The following is a 22,511-nucleotide window of genomic DNA, read 5'->3' as shown; positions in this document are numbered from 1 at the left end:
TGTTCATCCTTCTTTCTTCATCGATTCACAGGTCTCCACGCACCAATCAATTCCAGCCTGCGCCACTTTCTTTCCGTAATCTAATGTATATAGCCAATACTTCGCATCAGCTTCATCTGGATACAGCTCTTGAATGTTTTGTTCAATCGCAACATATGTCTCATAACGGATACGGAGCTGCCTCTCATAATCTTGTAAAAGCACCAATTTTTTCTCAAACGAAAGATATTGACCAAAGAATAACTTTAATAACACTTCATTTCGTTCTGATGGTACTTGATCGAGCGGCTGCGCCAGCCATTGCCTCAACGTGTCCAGCCCTTTTTCAGTCAGATGATACTCCCGCTTGTCTGAGCGCCCAGTTGTAGAAGCGGGTGAAACCTTCGCAAGCCCTTCCTCGACTATTAACTTTAAAGCTGGATAAATTTGTCCATAACTAATTTTCCAAAAGTGATGCAAGCTCCTATCAATTAATTGCTTCACTTCATACCCAGACTTACAATCTGTCGTTAAAATCCCCAAAATCGCATACGTCGTATCATTGTATTTTTTCATTGATTAACACACCTATCTAAAAGATATATCATTTAGATATATAATAAACGATGTATAACTGCAGATACAAGAGGTATGAGAAAAAAATAAATGCTAGAAAGGAGGTGAAGAGATCACTGATTGGTTAATCAATAAGATGAATCCTTCATATAGAGTGAACGATCATAGTTTGGAGGGGACATATGAGTAAATCAAAAATCTGGATCATGACTATTCTGGCGGTACTACTGATTGGTGGAGGCGGCTGGATAGCCTATCAAGCAATCGCAAAAAAGAGTGGTTTGAATCATCCCTACGCCTTTGCATATAAGACTCATGATCGTGTGAACTGGTTCAAGGTAACGGAAAGAAACGGAAAAGTAACAGGTCATCTGAATGAAACCATTTTAGAGGAAAATCCGAAAAGGCATTATGATCCCAATCTATTTATCAACAAATATCAATTAACTGGGAAATCAATTGAAAACGGTTACGAATTTTATGTGAAGCAAGGGAAAGAAACGGTCACATATGAAGTTCACCTTGCCGAAAAGGATCTTTCTGTGAAAAAACAAGGTGAAAAGCACAGCATCACATATAAAGCAGTTGATCAAAAAAACCTACGTGCTGTTCAACAGGACATTCATACTCGATATGAGAAACTGATGGATGACACGGAAAATAGATTTCATGATTATGTACGAAACTTCATTAAGAAAGTAACAGGCGCTTATGGTTATCTGTATACGGCAGAGGATGGTTCATACCAACTATTTCTAAAAGTAAAACGAATGTATATGCAGTCTGAATGGGCAGGTTCTTTTCTAATGAGAAAGGCCCCAGGAGATGGTGGTGAACCTTATAAAGAAACGAAACATACAGCCGGTGGAGTTTCAGATGGGATGATGTTTGATTTGAGTACTTATCCTGCAATTGAAAAGGGTTTTATTTTAGGTGAAACTGACCGAGACGCAACATACATTAAATTTCCTTTTAAAATGGCAGGCGGGACAATAGAATTTAAAGCGGTCACGAAAGAGGAATATCAAGAACAAACAGAAGCATTCAAAAAGAAGGCGAAAGAATGGCAAAAGTAGATCGTGTTGGAACAGATGAATGTTGTGAATGGCATTTCAGGGCGATCAGAATAAATAGGGATCATGAAGGTTTTTCAAAACATATTTGAGTGGAGGTACGTATGAGTAAACTGAAAATGTGGGTCGTGTCTATCCTGGCAGTACTCATCTTAGGTGGAGGCGGCTGGACAGCATATCAAGCAATCGCACAAAAGAATTCATTGAATCATGCCTATGCATTTGCGTATAAAACGAAGGATAGAATGAGCTGGTTTGAGATATCTGAGAATAAAGGCAAAGTAACGGGGCATTTGAATGAAAAGTATATAGAAGAAGTGAGGTGGGATCCGCAAATCTATAAAAAACAATTTGTCGTATCTGGCAGTTCAAAAGAAAATGGGTATGAATTCAAAGTCACACAAGGTAAAGAAACGATCGTATACGAAGTTCACTTTTCAGGAAAAGACCTTTCAGTAAAAAAACAAGGTGAAAAGAAAGGCATGATATATAAGGCAATCAATCAAAAAAAGCTAGATAAATATCATAAAGAGATTCAAAAACGATATGATTATCTATTCGATACCGCTGAAGATAGGTTTTATGATAGTATGAGAAACTTCAAGGAGAAAGTGGCGAAAGTATATGGTTTTCTCTATACGGCAAAGGACAAACAACTATTTTTACAGGTGAAAACCATGCATATTGAGCTTGGATGGTCCGGCTTCCTTCTAATCACAACTGTTCCCGGAGAAGAGTGTAAGCCTTATAAAGAAATGAGATTAGAAGTCATGGGTGATACGGATGGAAGAAATTTTGTAATGGGCCATGAGCCTTCAATTGAAGATGGGATCATTAAAGGTTCCACTGATCGAGATGTAAAATCAATCAAACTTCCATTTAAAATGACAGGCGGTACTGTAGAGTTAAAAGCGGTTACGAAACAGGAATACCAAAAACAAGCGAAAGCATTCAAAAAGCAGGCGGAAGAAAGAAAAAAATAGATGATATGAAACCAGATGAGTGAACTTATCTGGTTTTTTATTAATAAAGAGTTCTTATTGATGATAAAAAATATTGGTGTATAAAAAAAGTGAGAAAGGTTGCTTTAACTAAATTAAAGAAAATTAATTTAGGTATATAGACCTTAATAATTTTTAGAAAAATAAATGTTGACGCTTTCATATAATCAATATATACTAAAAACAAATCCAATATAAATAAATTAGACATGTGACTGGTCATGCAGGCAGGATCTAAAAACGATGAATTTCTTTAATTTGTCGTTTTAGGTCCTTTTTTTATTGCCAAAATATAGGTCTCATGTATGAGAAAAGGAGGAGAAAAAATGGATTACACACAAGTCGCCAAAGATGTTTTACAGCATGTAGGTGGTAAAGAAAACATTGCGCACCTTGAGCACTGCTCAACAAGACTTCGCTTCACACTAATTGATCAGAAAAAAGCAGATGTACCAGCATTAGAAAAAACACCAGGTGTCATAGCTGTCAGAATGTCAGGACAATGCCAAGTGGTCATTGGGAATGACGTGATTGAAGTGTATCAAAAGGTAACAAATTTAATGGGCGGCAGCTCATCCGGGCAAGGCGTGCCATCCAATCAGCCAAAAGAAAAAAGAAAAGCAGGCACAGTTCTATTAGATTTCATTGTGGGTGTCTTCCAGCCGCTTGTTCCGGCTATCGCAGGCGGAGGAATTTTAAAATCATTTCTTCTCCTTTTCTCTTTATTAGGCTGGGTGGATGCAAAAGGCCAAACCTATCAAATACTGAACATGGTGGGTGACGCACCACTATACTTCCTGCCATTACTAGTCGCTGTCACAACGGCAAATAAACTAAAGGTAAACCCTCTGGTCGCATTATCAGCAGTCGGTGCACTCCTTCTTCCGAACATGACAGCCATGCTTACTGAAGGTGCGCAATTAATGTCATTCGACGTAAAAAATATAGCTTATGCGTATCAAGTGTTTCCAGCAATCCTTTCTGTATTGCTTTACGCTCAAATGGAAAAATTCTTCACACGATTTTCACCAAAACCAATTCGGATTTTCTTTGTCCCAATGATGTCATTAGTCATTACTGTACCAGTTACGTTACTGTTATTAGGACCACTTGGTTTTACAGCAGGACAAGGGTTTTCATCCGTTATTCTTGCGATGTTTAATACAGTAGGCTGGGTAGCTGTCGCAATTTTAGCAGCGGTACTCCCGTTTATGGTTGCATCAGGCATGCACAAAGCAATGGTCCCTTATGCAGTGACAACGATGGGGAACCTCGGGAAAGAAGCACTTTATTTACCAGCATCACTTGCGCATAATATTGCGGAAAGTGGAGCATGTTTCGCAGTGGCACTACGCACGAAAGACAAGGTACTCAGATCAACAGCCATTTCGGCAGGAATTTCAGCATTTTTTGGCATCACAGAGCCTGCTTTGTATGGTGTGACACTTCAAAATAAACGCGTACTTGGAAGTGTCATGATTGGTTCGTTTGTTGGCGGGATCTTCATTGGATTAGTTGGTATACAAGCTTTTGTACTTGTTGGTCCTGGATTAGCAAGTATGTCGATGTTTATATCAGATGAGCTTCCACGAAATCTAATGTTTGCTGTCATTGGAGCTGTCATTTCCTTCGTTGTTGCTTTTATCGCTGCTTTTGTATTAGGTAAGGATAAAAAAGTAGAAGAAAAGACAAATGATCAAGAAGCATTTGCTGAACAAATTGGAGCAGGGGAAACTTTCAAAAGCCCTGTGATTGGTCATATGATCTCTCTATCTGAAGTAAAAGATGATATTTTCTCTTCAAAGGTCATGGGAGACGGAATTGCCATTGTTCCTTCAGAAGGAGCGTTATATGCACCAGTAGATGGTGAGGTCACCTTGCTGTTCGAAACAAACCATGCACTTGGTATGAAAACGGACAAAGGGGTGGAAGTATTATTCCACATTGGCATTGATACTGTACAGTTGGAAGGACAGTATTTTTATCCAAAAGTGCAGGCAGGAGATCGTGTACAAGCAGGGGATTTACTCATTGAATTTGATGTAGAAAAAATCATGGAAGCAGGATACGATCCAGTTACGCTTGCTGTCATCACGAATACAGATCAATATGATATTAAGGTACAGCCATTACAAGAGGTCAATCGCCAAGATACATTGATGGTTATCACCCAATTAGGAGGCTAAACATATGACGACAATAAAAGGTTTTCCAAAAGGATTTTTATGGGGCGGCGCCATTGCCGCCAACCAAGCAGAAGGCGCTTGGAATGTAGATGGAAAGGGCCCATCTGTTGCTGATATTGCGATGTACCGGTCTAATTTGAGTGTAGAAGATTATGAAGGGCATCTAGCTGTTACTTCTGAAAATATAGATAGAGCGATGAAAGACCCAGATGATAAAAAGTACCCAAAACGCAGAGGTGTTGATTTCTATCACCACTATAAGGAGGATTTGGCTCTATTTGCAGAAATGGGTTTTAAAACTCTTCGCATTTCTATTGCATGGAGCCGTATCTTCCCAACTGGAGAAGAGAAAGAACCAAATGAAAAAGGACTCCAATTTTACGATCGTTTATTTGCAGAAATGAAAAAACACAACATAGAACCGATTGTGACACTGTCACATTATGAAATGCCGTTAGCACTGAGCGTGAAATATAATGGCTGGGTTGAAAGAAAAGTCGTTGATCTCTTTGTTAAGTTTGCCAATGTATGTTTTGAACGCTATAAACATGATGTGAAATATTGGCTTACCTTTAATGAAATAGATAGTATTCACCGCCACTCTTTTATTACAGCAGGAATTATTCCTGATCGCTGCCCAGAAGGGAAAGAGGAAGAAACGGTTTATCAAGCACTCCATCATCAATTCATTGCCTCTGCACTCGTAACAGCAGATTGTCATCGCATCATACCAGGCAGTCAAGTAGGGTGTATGCTGACAAAATTAACAACGTATCCGCACACTTGTCATCCGAATGATGTGGAGCGGGCATTGAAACAAAACTTAGAAAACTATTTCTATGCAGATGTTCAGGTATTTGGTGAATACCCGCCGCTTATCAAGCGCATGCTTGAGAGAAAAAACATTCATATCCAAATGGAATCAGATGATCTTTCTATTTTAAAAGAAAATACAGTAGATTTTATCTCGTTCAGCTACTATATGTCTTTAACTGAATCAGCTGATGAAGGATTAGAAAAAACGGATGGAAATACCATCCGTGGGGTCAAAAATCCTTACCTTCCATCTACTGATTGGGGATGGCAGATTGATCCGGTTGGTCTGAAAATTTCTTTAATAGAATTATATGATCGTTATCAAAAACCACTGATCATTGTAGAAAACGGCATGGGTGCAAAAGATGTTGTAGAAAGTGATGGATCAATTCACGATGATTATCGTATTAACTATTTCAAAGAGCATTTCCGCCAAATGAGAGAAGCGGTGGAAGAAGGCGTTGATCTCTTCGGATATACGAGCTGGGGCTCAATTGATATTATTAGTGCAGGTACATCACAGATGTCAAAACGATACGGGTTCATTCATGTAGATCAAGATGACGATGGAAACGGTACATTAAAACGTTCTCGTAAAGACTCATTTTATTGGTACAAAAAGGTCATTGAAACAAATGGTGAATCGCTTGATTGAAAAACCACAATCATGAAAACAGGTGATGACGATGTTTAAAATCAAAAAAGTTTTAAACTCGAGTGTGGTTCTGGCTGAAGATCAGAACCAACAGGAGATGGTTCTATTCGGCCGGGGGATTGGTTATGGACAAAAACCAGGTCAAATGATTGAAGAAAAGAAGGCAGATCAAGTGTTTATGTCTGTCGATAACATGAGAGCGAAGGAATTTCTCCAACTGTTAGATTCAATGCCGCAAGAGTTTATCGATTTAACTCAGCATATTGTTCAATATGCTGAAAAACGCTTAAACTCAAGTCTGAATTCTGGTGTCTATTTTACCTTGATGGACCACTTGAATTTTGCAGTAGAACGGCACAAGAAGAATATTAATATTACAAATCGAGTATACTGGGAAATCAAAAACTACTATACCGAAGAATTTGAAGTAGGTAATTATGCGCTTGAGTTAGTCAACAATACATTGGGCATACAATTACCAAAGGAAGAAGCGGCCAATATCGCCTTCCATTTAATTAATGCGTTAGGTGAAGAGTCCGATTCCAAAGATGGCATGAAGTATGCCAAGATGATCGGAAGTATTGTGAATCTTGTCCGCTATACGTTGAATATGAAAATGGATCAAGAGAATATTCATTACAGCCGATTTATTACACATGTGAAATTCTTTGTTGAAAGATTTTACGCAAATAAATTATTATCAGATCAAGAAAATGAGTTGTTTGAACAAATTGCACACTTGTATCCTCAAGCGATGGATGTAGCTTTCAAAATCAAAGATTATATTAAACAGGTGCATAGTATTGTTATTCCTAATGACGAACTTACGTATCTGGCGGTACATATTCACCGCCTCATTTCTTATCAAGAACTAAAATAAATGTGGACCACTTGCCTTGTAACGAGGCAAGTGGTTATTTGTATTGTATCGGTTTATGTTCCGATAGGTCGTTCTGCTGGGCCAAGATGTGTATCATTTAACGAATTGTAAGACACCGTTTGTCCGAAAACAACGATGGCTAAAGCGAAAATGAGTAAACTCACTTTTTTCATCATAATTCCTCCAATTAAGTGTAGTGTGTTCTAATTGATAGGCATCCTTCAAAAAGAGGTATGCTTGGTGAATTGAACCTAGCTCTTCAAAGTGTTTGGCAGCTAGTGCACTTAATTCACGGGCACCTTCAACATCCTTTAATTCTTTCAGAATACTGATGTCATCGAAACAGGTTTGAGCTTTTTTGGATATGTCTTCAGTGAAATATAGGTGATAGAGAAAATTCATTTTTGCTGTATAGATGGGGTTTCTGTCTATTTCTTGTTTTTGTTTGACCAATTCAAAATAATAGAGAGCTTGCGACTTTTCATCAATGGAGAGTAGCTCTTTTAGTAACATAAACATGGAGTGTTCGAAATAACAAGATGAAAGGTAGTCATCATCACTAAGAGCCTTTTCTAGGGCATCAATACATTTTTTTGATTCTCCAACTTCGGCATATAGAATACTGATATTGTGATAAAGCTGTGATGCTAAAAAATGATCGTTTAATTGATTTGAGATGTGTAATGCTTTTGTGTAGTAATTCTCAGCTCTTTTGAAATCGCCAATATCCATGAAGTTGGTGGCTGCGATCACAAAAGCTGCTGCCAGTCTTCTTTCATAGCCATCATGACCTTTGAAAATATCGATAGCATTCTGAATATAATGAAGTGAAATCAGGCTTTGGCGAAGCATCATATATAGGTTTGCGACCTTCGTATGGAATTCTGCTACTTCTATTTCATCAGGAATGTTTTGTAGTTTTTTCTCAGCAATTTTAAACAGTCCGATGGCTGATGCATAGTCTCTGTTATATGAAGCGTAAAGGGCTTTATATAGGTAAAAATAATATTCAATTAAGTCGTTTGTTTTAGAAGGGTATTCTAGCACTGTCGGTTCATTCAGTTTTTTACCTCTTCGTTCATATAACATGAGCTTAAACTTGCCTTCTAGCAATGAATAGTAGGTCAAGACCTCCTGATTCTCTTCCATCTCTTGAAGTAATTCCTTTAATTCTGTGTAGATTGTCTTTGCATTGTGCACATCATGCTTACGAATGGCAATTCGCCAATCATTTAAACGGTTCCCCACCTGTTCAGCTGAAATGATTTTCATGGAAATTTCACCTCTTTAACATCCTTTCGCCTGTTTCAATAAAAAACGATATCACAATTTTTGGTAAAATATAATCGTTTCTGGGAGGTGATTGACAGGAGGTAATAAAAAGGACCTTATGTCATGAGATGTACGTTATTGTATTGATGATTGATTGTTTATTCAAATGAGTAAAATCTTTTTTTGGAAGTCTAAAAACGTGATAGATACTATTAGTTTTAAGTTTATGGTCGAAAATACCATCCGAATATATGAAATAAAGCTTTTTTAGCTATGAGAGAAGAACAATGAAAGGTCGATCTAGAAGGGAAAATCAGTTATGATGTTGCTAGATGATTTTGGAAAAGAAACTGGTAGTTACTGAGAAAGGCGAATATCCGAGACAAGTGTTGACCTTTCAGAAAGGATGTTGAAATGAAAAAAAGATTTCAAATGTTAAACTGGCAAATGACAATTGTGATGACGACGCTTTTACTTGTTTTAGTCACTCTTTATATCTCAAAGAGATACTTTTATAGCAAAGAAATTGAGTTGCTGACAGAATCTTGTCAACAAGAAGACGGCAAAATCATACTAGAAACAAATAGTTTGACTATGGATTACTCCTTTGAGTGTAAGAAAAAATAAAACAGGCAGCTTTCTGCCTGTTTGACACCAATTAAAACCCTAAGTTTTGTAACCACTTGTTTAACAAGGCCTCTCGTTTCTCAGCGGTAAAGCGATCGTATTTTCCTAAATTTAAATGGGCTGAAATTTCACCGTCATTCATAAACAAAATTCTTTCAGAGCAAAGGGCCACTTTTGGATCATGGGTGACGAGAAGCAGAGTTGTTCCTTCAGAATTGATTTGTGAAAAAATATCCATGACTTCCTTTGTGGTGCTTGAATTAAGAGCACCTGTGGGCTCATCGGCAAAAAGAATGTTTGGTTCATTCATAAGAGCTCGACAGATAGAGGCTCTTTGGAGCTGTCCTCCTGATACTTCTGATAAATATCTATCAGCTAAATGATCAATATCAAGTTTCTCCATTAAATATTTCGCTCGTTCATTGATTTCTTTTCTCGGCATTTTCTTCGCTAAGTAAGCTGCAGCAATGATGTTATCAAATAGAGTGAGGTTTTTTAGTAAGTGGCTGTGTTGAAAGACGAATCCCATCTCTGATAAGCGTAAAGCTGTTAACTGTTTGTCTGTCATTTCTGATAGCAGTTGACCTTTATATTTGATTTCTCCTCTGGAGGATGTCTCTATACCGCTAAGTTGATAAAGCAAAGAAGTTTTTCCGCATCCTGAAGGTCCCATAATGGTGACAAATTCTCCACGTTTAATGGTTAAGTGAATATTTCTAAGAATGGTCTGTTTTTGTCCTTTTAATGAATCAATTTGTAAAGACAATTGCTTCGCTTCAATTAATTGTTCCATGTGAAACATCTCCTTATGAAAGAGTATGACGGCTGATTTTACTAGAAAAAAAGGACTTCAATAGCCACGAGATGACAGTTAAATTCACCATAAACAGCAGGAGGGGATACACGATCCAAACCCATTTTGGGGCTAACCACTGAAGGCTGGATGCTCCTAATGATGCTCCGCCTGCACTCATCAACGCCGGACCAATAGTATGAACAGCGATTGCTCCAATGAAGGCGCCAATAGAGAGAACGACAATAAAACTTGTTAAGTATTGATAGGTTACATCTTTTTGAGAAAAACCAATCGTTCTTAACAAGTGAGTACGATTTAAATCTTTCGCCCTTAACATGTGCAGAAACATCATTAACATTAGGCTGGCTGTTCCAAAAGCTGCGATGGTTGAAAATAATGCAATCACTTTTACTAGAGATGCGGTGCTTCCTATTGTTTGATGCACATATTCTTTCATATCTGTCACTTTTGCAGGAGACTTATTTGTTTCAAGTGCTGCTTTTTTCTCTGCCATATCTATTCCTTGTTTTAATTGTATTTGAATGGTTTTCCAAAGGGATGAATGAGGAAAAGGCTGAGATAATGCTTTAGCTGTTTTCCCTCCGTTGGTGACGTCTTGATAAATGCCGGTAACCATTTTTTGAACTTGCTGTCCATTTGTGGCGAGAGTGACTTTTTCGCCTATCTTTTTCTGAAGTGAGTCAGCACTCAACACCGATAAAGCAATCTCTTCCTCCTTCAACGGTTCCCTTCCCTGTAAATAGGTGAGAGGGAATGCTGATAGATCACCTGTTTCTAAATAGAGCGTTTCTAAAGTATTCTCCATTGTTTTGGCTTGTAGAGAAGTTGTTTCATAGACGGCAGATGTTTGAATGTCTTGGTCTACGCTAATCATAGACGCTATTTTATTTGTACTTTTCTCTAAATGACTTCCCTGCCGAATATCAATTCGAAGGTCACTTTTTCCAGAGCCAAGATATGTGATGAAATCTGGTGATTGTAATGTGTACCATAACTGAATCGGCATTAACATTAAAAATGTACAAAGCGCAATAATACAGGTAATTGTTGAATACATCTTTATTCGCGAGAACAGATCTTTCAATCCAAACCAAAAATTGACTGGGAGGAATCTGTTTTTCTGGAGGTACATAGGAATTTGTTTTTTACGGCTTGGTGAGCTTATGCCGCCTTGAATAGCTTGAGCGGCTGATATTTGACCAAATCTCCTTAGGACAGTATAGCTGAATGAGATGACGATCATTGCCGTCAAAATTGACACCAAAAGCGGGATCACCTGATGAATAAAAGAGAAGCGATTCCCCATATATTGCTGAATATTGGCTGTAAACAAATCACCAAACATGAGTGTCATCAAATATCCCGCTATACACCCTATACAGGCAAGCACAGCATATTTCCCAACGTATAATTGTTTGATTTTTGATAAAGGGATTCCTAGTACTTTTAAGATTCCAATTTCACGTTCATCCTCTTCTATAGCGGCCGTCATAGCGAGACGAAGAGAGAGGAGGGAAATGCTAATGAGCAGAAAGCAGACAAGAAGGAGAATGGCGATCACCATACCATCTGTTAGGGCATTCAGCATGCGAAGCAGGGGTAATGTGACAGCAGGCCCCTGTTGTGGCAGCTCAGATGATTGATAGAGTGATTGAAAAGCATCTGCTTGACTAGCATCATGCAATAAAAATTCAATTAAGTACTCCTTTTTTTGAAACACTTGATTCAGTGCTACCCAGTCCGCATCATGCAGAAGAAACCTCTTTGAACTGACAAGACTTGGATTCATTTGGGCATCTCGTAAGAACGTTTTGATTTGAAAAGAGAATTGATGAGAGCCTTTTGAAATGAGTAACCTTTCGCCAATCTTTAAATGGTATTTTTGTTGAAAATAAATAGGGACTGCTACTTCTCCTTTATTTACAGTGAGCTTTTCATTTCGTTCGTTTAAAAGGAAATCAAAATAGCGATTTTGCTTTACAAATAAATGATCCATCACACCCGCTTGAGCAGGCTCCTGCCCGAACTTGATGCTGACGTGTTCGATCGGAATCATTGGAACAATTTGATGTGCCTTCACCATCGACTGTTTAATTGAAAATATATCGACCGCTTTTTCATCTAAGCTGCCATCGTGCATTTGGACAAAGTCTGGTGCTTTGGCTGATTGGAGTAGATCAGAAATGGAACCATTCAGCTGGACCGTCATTTGCGCAGCGCTTGTTGCTAAAAATGATGTCATCATGATGCAAAGGGTTAAGCCGATTGAAATGAGACGGTGGCGGGTTAGGTCTTTCTTGATAAACGTCAATCTCATGAGGCTGATTCTCCTTCATGTCGAAGCATATTTTTTGTAAGGAAGGCAAGTGCAAACATCAAGGCACTGACGATTAACACGGTCACATACATGCTGGCAGAAAAAGTGTTGAACAAGAACCCGTACATCATTTGCCCGAGCGGTGCAGCACATTGAGAGACCATTGTTAGATTGGCCATGACTTTTCCTAATTGAGCATTGGGTGTTTTCTTTTGAACATGTGAGATGACAACGATCGAAATCATGGTGAGCAGCATGGCAATTGGGAGACACCCTGCTAAAAAGAGAAAATAGGCTGGAAATGTACCAAATTGAAGAGTCATCTTGGATGTTGAAAAAGCAACAGGCAGCAAAATGACTGCGATGACGAGCAGCCAGCGATACAAAGTAGGAATTCGCCAATGTTTCGCTACAAGCCCAACTAGCAGGGCGCCTGCGATGACGGCAAACTCAATGATGCCCATTCCTATTCCATACATGATGTCACTGCTTTTCATTGTGACCCTTAAAATAATGGGACCTCCAACGATAAAAAATGGTGTGAGGATGAAATTTAGTAGCGCTGCAAGCAGCATGGCTCTTTTTAAAAATGGCTGGCTTCCGATATAGGAAAAGCCTTGTTTCATATCTTTCAAGAGTACTTTGGTCATCGGTTCTGCGAGTGGGCTAGGTGAGAAAGAGATATTTAACCGTAAAAGCATGCATGCTGATAGAAAAAATACAATGCTGCTAACGCCTATGATGACCTGGCTCCCAATGAGTCCGTATAAAACGCCGCCAATGATAGGAGCGACAACACCTGAAAGGGCCTGTACGCCATTCACGATGCCATTCGCTTGTTCTAATTTTTCTTCTTTCACTAGCTGAGGAATACTGGACATCACAGCAGGAGCATAAAACGTACTCATGACACCAAGGAGAATCATGACGGCTCCAATCATATAAAGTGAATCATGACCTGAAAATAACCAGAAATAAAAAGACAGAATCATAATGCCAGTAAGAACATCAAATAAAATCATCAAATTTCTTCTGTTAAACCGGTCAGCAATTGCTCCTGCTAATGGCGAAAGGAGGAGCGGGATATTGGATAAAGCGAAAAGCAGAGCATATAAATCAACACGATGTGTCATATCCAAGACATGTAAAGATAGAACAAAACGAATCAAGGAAGACCCGAAAACGGAAATAATTTGCCCGAGAACGAGATAGATAAAATGGGTGGAGCCATTTTTGGCTGATAACGACATGAAAATCACTCTCCTTTTAGACCGACCGTCAGTCTATAATGTATGCAGGATTGGTATTGAAGTGACCAATCACTGATTATTGTCTTCCGGTTCTCCAGTTAAACGTTGGAGAAGGAAGGAGAAACTCCCCTTTTCTGCATGTAATGAGGCTTCAAGGATTGCGATAAATGCTAGAGCTCGTTGTATGCTTTCCGCTGTGGTCCATTGGAAAAGTCCCTCATCAAAGATAACCTGTGCAGAAGCGAGGAGAAATTCGACAGTTTCTTGCGGGTAATCCGTTTGAAATATCCCTTCTTCTACCCCTTGCTGAATGACTTCTGCTAAAACGGGTGATAGCTCTGTAATGGCTTTGATCAAGCTTTTTTGATGCATCTCTGCATTAGCAGGCTGATGAAATTGTTCAATCATGCCTTCTTTATGGCTGCCCTGTTTAGGAGATTGTGCCATGATGATGCGAAATAATTTATCAACCACTGAGATATCTGGATCAGCGGCAATACGCTTTGCCTCGATGATATCTGCCTTTATGATCCGATCAATGATTGCATCCATCACTTCTTCTTTGGAAGTAAAGTAATAATAGAATGTGCCTTTTGCAATGCCAACGGCTTTGAGGATGTCAATAATTGTGGTTTGCTGATAGCCTTTGGTTGAAAAAAGCTTCTCTGCTGCATTTAAGATGTCATTTTTGCGTTCCTCAGGATGTTTAACGGTTCTCATAAAGCCATCCTTTCTTTTGATTAGACTGTCGGTCGGTCCCTTGATTTGATTAAACACTTTTTTGCGTATCTTTGTCAACGGCTGTTTTTTGAAGCTTTGCATTTATTGTGCAATGACACTATGATACATTGAATGAAAACCCCTTCAGGAGAGATGCTGAATGCAATTTTTAACCAGTGAATTGGCGCAAGAGATGGTTGAACGTACGATGCATATTTTACATCAAAACATCAATGTCATGAATGCAGATGGTGTCATTATTGGGTCTGGTGAACGAAAAAGGATTGGACAAAAACATGATGGAGCACGTCTAGTGCTGTCAAGCGGAGATAGTGTGGAGATTGATCAGGAGACATCCCGCTGCTTAAAAGGCGTGAGGCCTGGAATCAATCTGCCTATTTGCTTTCGCGAACAAGTCGTTGGTGTCATTGGGATTACGGGTGAGCCAGGGGACATTCGTCATCATGCCGAGCTGGTGAAAATGGCAGCTGAGCTCGTATTAGAGCAGTCTTTTCTACTTGAACGCTTCCAGTGGCGGCAGCGAATAGAGAGTGAAATTGTGAATCAGCTCATCTCCGAATCTGACATGGGTGATCATCAGCTGAAGCATCGTGCTGACTGGCTTGGAATGGATTTAGACAAGCGGCGAATGGCTATTGTTTTTCAGCCGATTCCATCGTCCGAGGACACTGTACATAAAATGATGCATGCCATTCAATACGATAAGAATGCGGATGATTTACTAGGCATGACCTTCCGTCATGAATTGATCCTATTAAGACAGCCGATATGTGACCATCAATTCAAGCATGTGATCGAACAGCTGCAACAAACAATGGCAGGTGCAGTTGATGGACAAGTGCTAGTGGGTGTAGGAACTGTCGCTGAGGACATGAGTCAATTACCGTTGTCCTTTCAGCATGCGAGAGAAGCCCTGCGGTTAGGAAAGGTGCTCCATCCAGAGGAAAGCATATATGTTTTTGAATCTTATCAGCTTGAAAGCTTGTTTATAAAAGCGAGAGCCGCCAAAGAGGGCAAACGGTGGAGTGATTTTTATCATCCGCTGATACAAGAAACGGAGCTCATTCAAACGTTAAAGGTTTACATTGAAGAGGGCGGGGATTTACAAAGAATCGTTGATCGTCTATTTATTCACCGTAATACACTGCGATATCGTTTAGATAAAATCCAGGCATTGACCGGAAAAGATCCTCGTCATGTGAAACAGTTGATGGAGCTGTACATAGCACAATTGGACAATCAACTGTCTTAATTGTGCATTTGCACAACTGGATGAAGAAATAAATAAAAGAAGTTCATCTAGATTCACAACTCGATCCCGATGGGTAAACGCTTACAATTAAGAAAAGACAATCAGGAGGGATGGAGTATGGGTGGAGATGTGACAGTGAGTACATTGGGCGCATTGACTGCGCTTGTGATCGCTATTGTTCTCATTCTAAAAAAAGTATCACCTGCTTATGGCATGCTGGCAGGCGCATTTATTGGCGGTTTGGTTGGCGGTGTAGATGTTGTGCAGACCGTGAACGTCATGATGGAAGGCGCAAAGGACATGATTCCGGCTGTTCTTCGAATCATGGCGGCAGGTGTACTGGCAGGGGTTTTAATTGAGTCGGGTGCAGCGTTATCTATTGCGGAGGCCATCGTGAAAAAGCTTGGAGAGGCGAGGGCACTTTTAGCACTCGCACTTGCAACAATGATTTTAACAACGGTGGGTGTTTTTGTAGATGTAGCAGTCATTACAGTAGCACCAATCGCACTTGCCATTGCCAAGCGTGCAAAACTTTCTAAAACGGGGATTTTACTTGCGATGATTGGAGGAGGGAAGGCAGGGAATATCATGTCACCGAATCCGAATGCCATTGCAGCCTCTGATGCTTTTGGTGTCCCGCTTACTTCTCTGATGGCGGCAGGTGTCATACCGGCTATTTTCGGGATAGCCGTCACGTATGTATTAGCCAAAAAGCTTGCGAATAAAGGGACACCTGTTTTGGAAGAGGGAACAGACCAAGGCGAGGTTCAAGTACCTGGTTTTCTACAAGCGCTTGTAGGCCCGCTTGTGACCATTCTCTTGTTAGCCTTAAGACCGTTGTTTCAAATAAATATTGATCCGATGATTGCCTTACCAATAGGAGGAATTGTAGGCGCTCTTTTCATGAAAAAAGGGAAGTTTCTCAATGATTATGCGATGTCAGGGCTGCATAAAATGTCAGGTGTAGCGATCATGTTACTAGGTACAGGCACATTAGCTGGAATTGTATCGAATTCTTCCATGAAAGAGGTATTTATTCAGGTGCTTGACGCTTCGGGATTACCTCCTTACTTGCTTGCACCAACGTCTGGAATTTTTATGTCGGCAGCCACAGCTTCGACAACTGCAGGGACGGCAGTTGCAAGTGGTGTATTTAGCGGAACTCTTATTGGTCTTGGTGTATCTGCCCTTTCAGGCGCAGCTATGATTCACGCTGGCGCAACTGTGCTAGACCATATGCCACACGGAAGCTTTTTCCATGCAACGGCTGGAAGTGTTCAAATGGATATAAAAGAACGGTTGAAATTAATGCCCTTTGAATCGTTAATTGGTTTGACATTAACCGTTGTATCGACCATTATCTTTGGTATTTTCCAGCTGTTCGGCTGAGGACTTAATGAGAAACGAGGGGTTTTTGGATGAAAATTGTGATCGCACCAGATTCATTTAAAGAAAGTTTATCTGCTTATGAGACAGCATGTGCCATTGAACGAGGATTTCGCTCTATTTTGCCAGATGCAGAATATATGAAAATCCCAATGGCAGATGGAGGAGAAGGCACAGTTCAATCGTTAGTGGATGCGACAGGCGGAACCATTGTCAAGCAAGTGGTCACAGGCCCGCTTGGCAAACCTGTGGATGCCTTTTTTGGTATGTTGGGAGATGGTCAGACAGCTGTCATAGAGATGGCAGCAGCATCAGGATTACATCTTGTCCCGCCAGAAAAACGGAACCCCTTATTCACGACGTCTAGAGGGACAGGAGAATTAATGCTTGCAGCGCTGGATAAAGGAGCGAAGCATTTAATCATTGGGCTTGGTGGAAGCGCAACAAATGATGGTGGCGTTGGCATGATGCAAGGTTTAGGGGCTTTTTTTCTCGATAAAGCAGGCCAAGACCTCACGCCGGGCGGTGGATCACTGAATCAATTAGCTTCTATTGATCTATCTCGACTGGATCCAAGATTGCAATCTGTCCGTCTGGAAGTGGCGTGTGATGTGGATAATCCTTTAACGGGTGAAAGAGGAGCGTCTGCTGTGTTCGGTCCTCAAAAGGGAGCAGATACAGAAATGGTTCAACTGTTGGACAAGAATTTATCTCATTTAGCACAAGTGGCTAAGCAGCATCTTCATGTCTCCTTTGGTGATGCGGCAGGTGCAGGAGCGGCAGGAGGACTTGGTGCGAGTTTATTAGGCTTTTTACAGGCTGATCTGCAAAAGGGAATTGATATTGTACTGAAAGCCGTACATTTTGCTGACGTACTCAAGGACGCTGACCTAGTCATTACAGGGGAAGGGCGGATTGATCAGCAGACCATTTACGGCAAAACGCCAATCGGTGTAGCCAAAGCTGCGAAACAATATGGACTCCCTGTGATTGGTATCGCTGGGTCCCTCTCAAAAGACAGTGCAGTCGTACATGATCATGGCATTGATGCACTTTTTAGTATTGTCCCTGGCGTCACGACTCTGGCTGAAGCCATGCATGATGCTAGTGTGCATGTAGAGAGAACAGCAAGGAATATTGCGGCTGTCATGACATTTGGAAGAGATAAGTAAATGATGAAAAATGTTTCCTTTTCTATCACATTCCTCTCTATAGAAATGTGGTAAAATGGTTCTAAATGAAAAAGAAAGTTGGAGGAAACACAAATGTCTAATCTACCGAATTGTCCATCGTGCAGTTCAACTTATACATACGAGGATGGCAGCATGCTTATTTGTCCAGAATGTGCGCATGAATGGTCGCTAGAACAAGAACAAGCGGAAGAGGAACAGCTTGTTGTCAAAGATGCGAATGGAAATCTATTAAGTGATGGTGACACGGTCACTGTGATTAAAGATTTAAAAGTCAAAGGCTCTTCTTCGGTTTTAAAAATAGGAACGAAGGTCAAAGGGATTCGTTTAGTCGAAGGCGATCATAATATTGATTGTAAAATTCCTAGCTTTGGCGCGATGAAGTTAAAATCGGAGTTTGTGAAGAAAGTATAATATATGAAAAGAGGCTGTCGATCATCAGCCTCTTTTTTATTTCGATATTTATAGGTGAAAGGTATAATCTTAAACATCATTTCATACATATGTACCTATTGAAAATCATTCTTTTTTTAAAAAATCAAGCCTCTTTTCTTATAAAAATTCACGCTTTTCTTAACTCTACCTTAAAAAAGGCAGATGATTCTCTAAATTTTGCCTAATCCCCTTCACAACTTTTGGGCATTGCTGTACCATATGGAAGTGTTCTTCTATTTTTGACGGATCATGGTGTTTATCAGGAAATAGATGATAGATGATACTTAGACAAAGAAGGAGAGGTAACGTGACGAACGTTTTAGAACTGCAAAATGTATCTAGGCATATTCGCGGGAAAAAGATTGTTCAAGACTTGAGTTTCTCTGTCCAAGCGGGCGAAGTCTTTGGCTTCTTAGGGCCGAATGGCGCAGGAAAAACAACAACCATTCGCATGATGGTCGGTCTTTCTCCCATTACATCCGGTGATATTCTGATTAATGGTCATAGTATTCAAACCTCATATCAGCATGCCATCCAAGATGTCGGTGCAATTATTGAAAATCCAGAAATGTATAATCATTTAACGGCAAGACAAAACCTTGTTCATTTTGCCAGAATGAATGGAAAAGTGGATGAAGGTCGAATTGATGAACTGCTAGAACTAGTTAGTTTGCAGCATGTGAAACATAAGCGTGTCCGTACGTTTTCATTAGGAATGAAGCAGCGTTTGGGGATTGCTCAGGCATTGATACATAAACCGAAACTGCTAATCTTAGATGAGCCGACCAATGGACTAGATCCAGAGGGAATTCGTATGATACGAGATTACTTGAGAAGGCTGGCAAAGGAAGAAGGGCTTGCTGTCATTGTTTCAAGTCATCTCATGTCAGAAATGGAATTGATGTGTGATCGTTTCGCCATTATCCAAAAAGGAAAGCTGATTGCGATTGAGGATCAGCGTGCGGAGACGAAACAGGATGATTTGGTCAATTATCGAATGAAAGTAGCATCAAGTGAGCTTGAAGAAGCTCAAAAGCTCATTGAAGCATTTGAGGAAGGCATCACAGTTAGAGAAGAGGAGCAGTACTTATTCTTCTCCATCCTAGAAGAGAAAATGCCACAATTGATTCGTCATTTGAGTGAAGCTTCTATTCATTTGTACGAAATCAAAATAGAAAAACAAACCTTAGAAGATAAGTTCTTAAGCTTAACAGGTAAAAAGGAGGCAGACGTATGATTCGCCTCATTCAAAACGAGTGGATGAAAATCAGTTATCGTGTGGGTACTTGGATTATGGTTGGGCTTCTTGTTTTAGGTATGATTGCGACGTTGATTTTTGCTGTTAAGACAAATGACGGAGATCAAGCATCCGGTGATTGGAAAACTGAGTTGCAAGAAATCAATAAAGCAAATAAGAAAGAATTGAAAGAGGATAATATAGGATTTTACAAGAGATCCCTTGAAACCGATATAGCGATCAATGAGTATCGAATCAAACATGATTTACCTCCAGCCGATCAATTCGGTAAAAATGCATGGACTTATGTGAAAACAAATGCTAATTTGCTTCAGCTGGTCGGTGTATTTGTGATTATTATTGCAGCCACAATTGTCTCGGCTGAATATAAGCATGGTACAATTAAATTATTACTGATTCGTCCGCCATCCAGGTTGAAGGTTCTTTTGTCTAAATACTTTACCGTTCAACTATATTCACTTTTCTTGATCGCTGTCCTATTTATCTTATCCTTTATCTTAGGTGCGATATTCTTTGGACTAAACCATGATTATGTGTATTTGGCTTATCAAAATGGTGAAGTCATTGAACGGTCTCAGTTTGCAAATATGGTCTCTTATTATTTGGCGCATTGTGCTATGTTTGTTGTATTAGGGACACTTTCTTTTGCCATCTCAACGGTGTTTAGAAGTGAGGCCATTTCCATAGCGATTAGTGTCTTAGCCTATGTTGTCGGAGCATCCATCACAAGCATTTTGATGTTCTTCTTTGATTGGGCGAAATACTTATTGTTTGCCAACGATCCTGTACAGTATTTCGCAGAAACACCTACTTATATCGAAGGCATGTCCCTAGGATTCTCACTAACGGTCCTAGTCATTTATTGGGCCATCTTCTTGGCGGTTGCTTTAATCGTCTTCCAAAAGCGAGAAGTAAAAACAGGTTAATTTAACTTTTTAGGAGGTTTCTATCAATGATTAAGCGTAAAGGTGAAAAAATTATGGGGATTATCAGTATTGTCCTCAACGTAATTGGTGTTGGTTTTGGGGCGTTGATGCTTTCTGTGGACCCAGCAGTTTATGAAGAATTGAATGAAGTGTTAAAAGAGGAAGGCAGCGCCTTGCCAGTTGAAACACTCGAGGCATCGGTTCATGCCTTTGGCGTTCAGTTTATGGTTGTTTCCGCAATTGCGGCTGTTTTAGCCCTTGTTGGTGTGATTGTTTTGAAAACAGACCGCCGTGCCGTGCTTTCTGGTATTCTTTTCTTGGTTTCCGCTGTGACTCTTTTAATTGGAACTGTTGGTCTTGCTTTCGTTCCGATGATCTTGTTGCTAATCGTTGGATTGATGTCACTCATTAGAAAACCGAAAACAGACATTCACACGAGTGAATATCCTTCATAATTCAAAAGAAAAAGACATGCGCTGGTTTGCGCATGTCTTTCTTTTTATATGATGCCAATCAGTTTGGCGATGATGAGTAAAACGATACTGAACCCCCACATCCAAAAGAAGGAGTAGCGGATATGTTTCCCCATATCGACCCCTGCAAGACCGATGGCAAGCCATACAGCAGGTGCAAGAGGGCTGACAAAGGTGCCGATGATATTTCCAATCATCATGGCGTATGCCGCAGATGTCCCTGACACGCCAACCTCTGATGTAATCGATTCGACAATCGGCAGAAGTGCATAATAATAGGCATCCGTACTTGTCAGCATATCAAGCGGAACCCCAAATATCCCCACAATGATATGTAAAAATGGCAGTAAGAAAGCTGGCAAAATGTGAATACTGTCCACTGCAATCGCCTTCAGCATGCCCGTTCCTTCAAGAATTCCTAAAAAAGAACCTGCGGAGAAAATTACAGCTGCCATCATTAGTGCACTCGGGGCATGCGCCTTAATTCGCTCCATTTGTACATTTACATTTGGAAAGTTAATCAGAAGTGCTAGTGAAAGACCAATCATAAACATATAACTAGCAGGAATCACGTTCAGCACGAGAAGGACAACAACAGCTAAAAATAGAATGAGATTGACCCACATTAAGTGATAACGCTTTAAAGACGCATCGCCTGTTTCGCTGATCGATTGAATGGCACGATCCCAATCAGCGCCTTCTAATTGGACAGCAGCTATTTCATTTGCCGCGATTTTCACCCGAATTCGTTTTTCTTCTCTTTTTCCTAAAATGAATGCCATTCCTAATACGAGCACGACCCCGATCAGCTGAATGGGAATAAGCGGTACCCACAGTTCAGATGGGTCCATATTTAGGACACTAGCTGCCCGTCCTGTGGGGCCAGCCCATGGAATCATATTGGTTAATCCAGCACTCGTCCCGATTAACAATAGCAATAAATAAGGACTCATATGTAATTTTTTATAAAGCGGAAGCAGTGCAGGTACAGTTAATAAAAAGGTTGTAGCGCCTGCTCCGTCTAAGTGTGCGATGACTCCAATCAAGGCAGTTCCCATCGCAACTGTGACAACATTCCCTTTTGTCAGCTTGATTAACGCTTTAATTACAGGTTCAAAGAACCCTGTATCTTGTAAAATGCCAAAAAATAAAATGGCGAAGATAAACATGGTCGCCACTGGCAAAACTTTGATAATCCCTTGTTCAAAGAAAGTTTGAATGTCATTGATACCAAATCCTGCGATGAGCGCCCCTATTAAAGGCACCATGACCATGGCGACAATTGGACTTGCTTTCCCCCAAATCAGCAAAACAACAATCGTTAAAATAATCAACAATCCAACAAACGTTAACATAAGCCCCTCCCCCTACAATAAACCGTTTACATTTGTTTGTTTTTTT

General features: G+C 40.1%; 19 protein-coding genes. 12 read left to right on the top strand and 7 right to left on the bottom strand.

Going from position 1 to position 22,511, the window contains the following annotated elements:
• Window positions 1–3: 3 nt before the first annotated feature.
• Window positions 4–555 (bottom strand): PadR family transcriptional regulator, encoded by a 552-nt coding sequence (locus tag AC0VYC_RS18620; protein ID WP_008347390.1) that lies wholly within the window; start codon window positions 553–555, stop codon window positions 4–6.
• A gap of 182 nt (window positions 556–737) precedes the next feature.
• Here AC0VYC_RS18620 and AC0VYC_RS18615 point away from each other — a divergent pair, with 182 nt between their 5' ends.
• From AC0VYC_RS18615 to AC0VYC_RS18595, 5 genes are all read left to right on the top strand, one after another.
• Window positions 738–1,631, top strand: coding sequence for a hypothetical protein (locus tag AC0VYC_RS18615; RefSeq protein ID WP_047946699.1), 894 nt, complete (start codon window positions 738–740; stop codon window positions 1,629–1,631).
• Window positions 1,632–1,732: 101 nt separating this feature from the next.
• A complete protein-coding gene (locus tag AC0VYC_RS18610; RefSeq protein ID WP_056703957.1) occupies window positions 1,733–2,611 on the top strand; it encodes a hypothetical protein in 879 nt (292 codons plus the stop codon).
• A 344-nt stretch (window positions 2,612–2,955) separates the two neighbouring features.
• Window positions 2,956–4,815, top strand: coding sequence for a beta-glucoside-specific PTS transporter subunit IIABC (locus tag AC0VYC_RS18605; protein WP_338705891.1), 1,860 nt, complete (start codon window positions 2,956–2,958; stop codon window positions 4,813–4,815).
• Window positions 4,816–4,819: 4 nt separating this feature from the next.
• Complete coding sequence (locus tag AC0VYC_RS18600) at window positions 4,820–6,286, top strand: glycoside hydrolase family 1 protein (RefSeq protein ID WP_025208280.1); 1,467 nt, start codon at window positions 4,820–4,822, stop codon at window positions 6,284–6,286.
• Between the two features lie 31 nt (window positions 6,287–6,317).
• Window positions 6,318–7,166, top strand: a complete 849-nt coding sequence (locus AC0VYC_RS18595) for a PRD domain-containing protein (RefSeq protein ID WP_008347382.1) — start codon at window positions 6,318–6,320, stop codon at window positions 7,164–7,166.
• A gap of 93 nt (window positions 7,167–7,259) precedes the next feature.
• Here the strand turns inward: AC0VYC_RS18595 and AC0VYC_RS18590 are convergent, their stop codons facing one another.
• From AC0VYC_RS18590 to AC0VYC_RS18570, 5 genes are all read right to left on the bottom strand, one after another.
• Complete coding sequence (locus AC0VYC_RS18590; protein WP_024720457.1) at window positions 7,260–8,438, bottom strand: response regulator aspartate phosphatase; 1,179 nt, start codon at window positions 8,436–8,438, stop codon at window positions 7,260–7,262.
• Window positions 8,439–9,096: 658 nt separating this feature from the next.
• The gene (locus tag AC0VYC_RS18585; protein WP_025208278.1) at window positions 9,097–9,858 is read right to left on the bottom strand and encodes an ABC transporter ATP-binding protein; all 762 of its coding nucleotides are present in this window, start codon (window positions 9,856–9,858) and stop codon (window positions 9,097–9,099) included.
• A 13-nt stretch (window positions 9,859–9,871) separates the two neighbouring features.
• A complete protein-coding gene (locus tag AC0VYC_RS18580) occupies window positions 9,872–12,199 on the bottom strand; it encodes an ABC transporter permease (protein ID WP_335352148.1) in 2,328 nt (775 codons plus the stop codon).
• The gene (locus AC0VYC_RS18575; RefSeq protein ID WP_475389037.1) at window positions 12,196–13,449 is read right to left on the bottom strand and encodes an MFS transporter; all 1,254 of its coding nucleotides are present in this window, start codon (window positions 13,447–13,449) and stop codon (window positions 12,196–12,198) included. Before AC0VYC_RS18575 ends, AC0VYC_RS18580 begins: the two co-directional genes overlap by 4 nt.
• Window positions 13,450–13,518: 69 nt before the next feature.
• Complete coding sequence (locus tag AC0VYC_RS18570) at window positions 13,519–14,169, bottom strand: TetR/AcrR family transcriptional regulator (RefSeq protein WP_008347371.1); 651 nt, start codon at window positions 14,167–14,169, stop codon at window positions 13,519–13,521.
• A 160-nt stretch (window positions 14,170–14,329) separates the two neighbouring features.
• Between AC0VYC_RS18570 and AC0VYC_RS18565 the strand changes: the two genes are divergently transcribed.
• The 7 genes from AC0VYC_RS18565 (at window position 14,330) to AC0VYC_RS18535 (ending at window position 21,092) form a co-directional block, all read left to right on the top strand.
• The gene (locus AC0VYC_RS18565) at window positions 14,330–15,442 is read left to right on the top strand and encodes a CdaR family transcriptional regulator (RefSeq protein WP_144679003.1); all 1,113 of its coding nucleotides are present in this window, start codon (window positions 14,330–14,332) and stop codon (window positions 15,440–15,442) included.
• Window positions 15,443–15,559: 117 nt separating this feature from the next.
• Window positions 15,560–16,831: a GntP family permease gene (locus AC0VYC_RS18560; protein ID WP_056703976.1), complete on the top strand. Its 1,272-nt coding sequence runs from the start codon at window positions 15,560–15,562 to the stop codon at window positions 16,829–16,831.
• A gap of 29 nt (window positions 16,832–16,860) precedes the next feature.
• Window positions 16,861–18,000 (top strand): glycerate kinase, encoded by a 1,140-nt coding sequence (locus tag AC0VYC_RS18555; protein ID WP_056703980.1) that lies wholly within the window; start codon window positions 16,861–16,863, stop codon window positions 17,998–18,000.
• Between the two features lie 93 nt (window positions 18,001–18,093).
• A complete protein-coding gene (locus tag AC0VYC_RS18550) occupies window positions 18,094–18,432 on the top strand; it encodes a zinc ribbon domain-containing protein YjdM (RefSeq protein WP_024720449.1) in 339 nt (112 codons plus the stop codon).
• A 328-nt stretch (window positions 18,433–18,760) separates the two neighbouring features.
• Window positions 18,761–19,690, top strand: coding sequence for an ABC transporter ATP-binding protein (locus tag AC0VYC_RS18545; protein ID WP_008347360.1), 930 nt, complete (start codon window positions 18,761–18,763; stop codon window positions 19,688–19,690).
• Window positions 19,687–20,637, top strand: a complete 951-nt coding sequence (locus AC0VYC_RS18540) for an ABC transporter permease subunit (protein ID WP_047946708.1) — start codon at window positions 19,687–19,689, stop codon at window positions 20,635–20,637. The genes AC0VYC_RS18545 and AC0VYC_RS18540 overlap by 4 nt, the downstream gene beginning before the upstream one ends.
• Window positions 20,638–20,663: 26 nt before the next feature.
• A complete protein-coding gene (locus AC0VYC_RS18535; protein WP_024720447.1) occupies window positions 20,664–21,092 on the top strand; it encodes a DUF4064 domain-containing protein in 429 nt (142 codons plus the stop codon).
• A gap of 44 nt (window positions 21,093–21,136) precedes the next feature.
• Here AC0VYC_RS18535 and AC0VYC_RS18530 read toward each other — a convergent pair whose 3' ends face one another.
• Window positions 21,137–22,465: a CitMHS family transporter gene (locus AC0VYC_RS18530; protein WP_024720446.1), complete on the bottom strand. Its 1,329-nt coding sequence runs from the start codon at window positions 22,463–22,465 to the stop codon at window positions 21,137–21,139.
• Window positions 22,466–22,511 lie beyond the last annotated feature (46 nt).

The sequence above is a fragment of the Bacillus sp. iso_77 genome, from assembly GCF_056173625.1.
Note: the sequence above shows the minus strand (reverse complement) of the source record. Positions and strands in the feature narration are given on the sequence as shown.

What these genes read in the sequence shown, in the direction of transcription:
- AC0VYC_RS18615 (WP_047946699.1), top strand. Translation starts at nt 738, where the DNA reads ATGAGTAAATCAAAAATCTGGATCATGACTATTCTGGCGGTACTACTG.
- AC0VYC_RS18560 (WP_056703976.1), top strand. Translation starts at nt 15,560, where the DNA reads ATGGGTGGAGATGTGACAGTGAGTACATTGGGCGCATTGACTGCGCTT.
- AC0VYC_RS18585 (WP_025208278.1), bottom strand. Translation starts at nt 9,858, where the DNA reads ATGGAACAATTAATTGAAGCGAAGCAATTGTCTTTACAAATTGATTCA.
- AC0VYC_RS18600 (WP_025208280.1), top strand. Translation starts at nt 4,820, where the DNA reads ATGACGACAATAAAAGGTTTTCCAAAAGGATTTTTATGGGGCGGCGCC.
- AC0VYC_RS18610 (WP_056703957.1), top strand. Translation starts at nt 1,733, where the DNA reads ATGAGTAAACTGAAAATGTGGGTCGTGTCTATCCTGGCAGTACTCATC.
- AC0VYC_RS18535 (WP_024720447.1), top strand. Translation starts at nt 20,664, where the DNA reads ATGATTAAGCGTAAAGGTGAAAAAATTATGGGGATTATCAGTATTGTC.
- AC0VYC_RS18550 (WP_024720449.1), top strand. Translation starts at nt 18,094, where the DNA reads ATGTCTAATCTACCGAATTGTCCATCGTGCAGTTCAACTTATACATAC.
- AC0VYC_RS18620 (WP_008347390.1), bottom strand. Translation starts at nt 555, where the DNA reads ATGAAAAAATACAATGATACGACGTATGCGATTTTGGGGATTTTAACG.
- AC0VYC_RS18575 (WP_475389037.1), bottom strand. Translation starts at nt 13,449, where the DNA reads ATGTCGTTATCAGCCAAAAATGGCTCCACCCATTTTATCTATCTCGTT.
- AC0VYC_RS18595 (WP_008347382.1), top strand. Translation starts at nt 6,318, where the DNA reads ATGTTTAAAATCAAAAAAGTTTTAAACTCGAGTGTGGTTCTGGCTGAA.
- AC0VYC_RS18530 (WP_024720446.1), bottom strand. Translation starts at nt 22,465, where the DNA reads ATGTTAACGTTTGTTGGATTGTTGATTATTTTAACGATTGTTGTTTTG.
- AC0VYC_RS18540 (WP_047946708.1), top strand. Translation starts at nt 19,687, where the DNA reads ATGATTCGCCTCATTCAAAACGAGTGGATGAAAATCAGTTATCGTGTG.
- AC0VYC_RS18555 (WP_056703980.1), top strand. Translation starts at nt 16,861, where the DNA reads ATGAAAATTGTGATCGCACCAGATTCATTTAAAGAAAGTTTATCTGCT.
- AC0VYC_RS18565 (WP_144679003.1), top strand. Translation starts at nt 14,330, where the DNA reads ATGCAATTTTTAACCAGTGAATTGGCGCAAGAGATGGTTGAACGTACG.
- AC0VYC_RS18570 (WP_008347371.1), bottom strand. Translation starts at nt 14,169, where the DNA reads ATGAGAACCGTTAAACATCCTGAGGAACGCAAAAATGACATCTTAAAT.
- AC0VYC_RS18590 (WP_024720457.1), bottom strand. Translation starts at nt 8,438, where the DNA reads ATGAAAATCATTTCAGCTGAACAGGTGGGGAACCGTTTAAATGATTGG.
- AC0VYC_RS18605 (WP_338705891.1), top strand. Translation starts at nt 2,956, where the DNA reads ATGGATTACACACAAGTCGCCAAAGATGTTTTACAGCATGTAGGTGGT.
- AC0VYC_RS18580 (WP_335352148.1), bottom strand. Translation starts at nt 12,199, where the DNA reads ATGAGATTGACGTTTATCAAGAAAGACCTAACCCGCCACCGTCTCATT.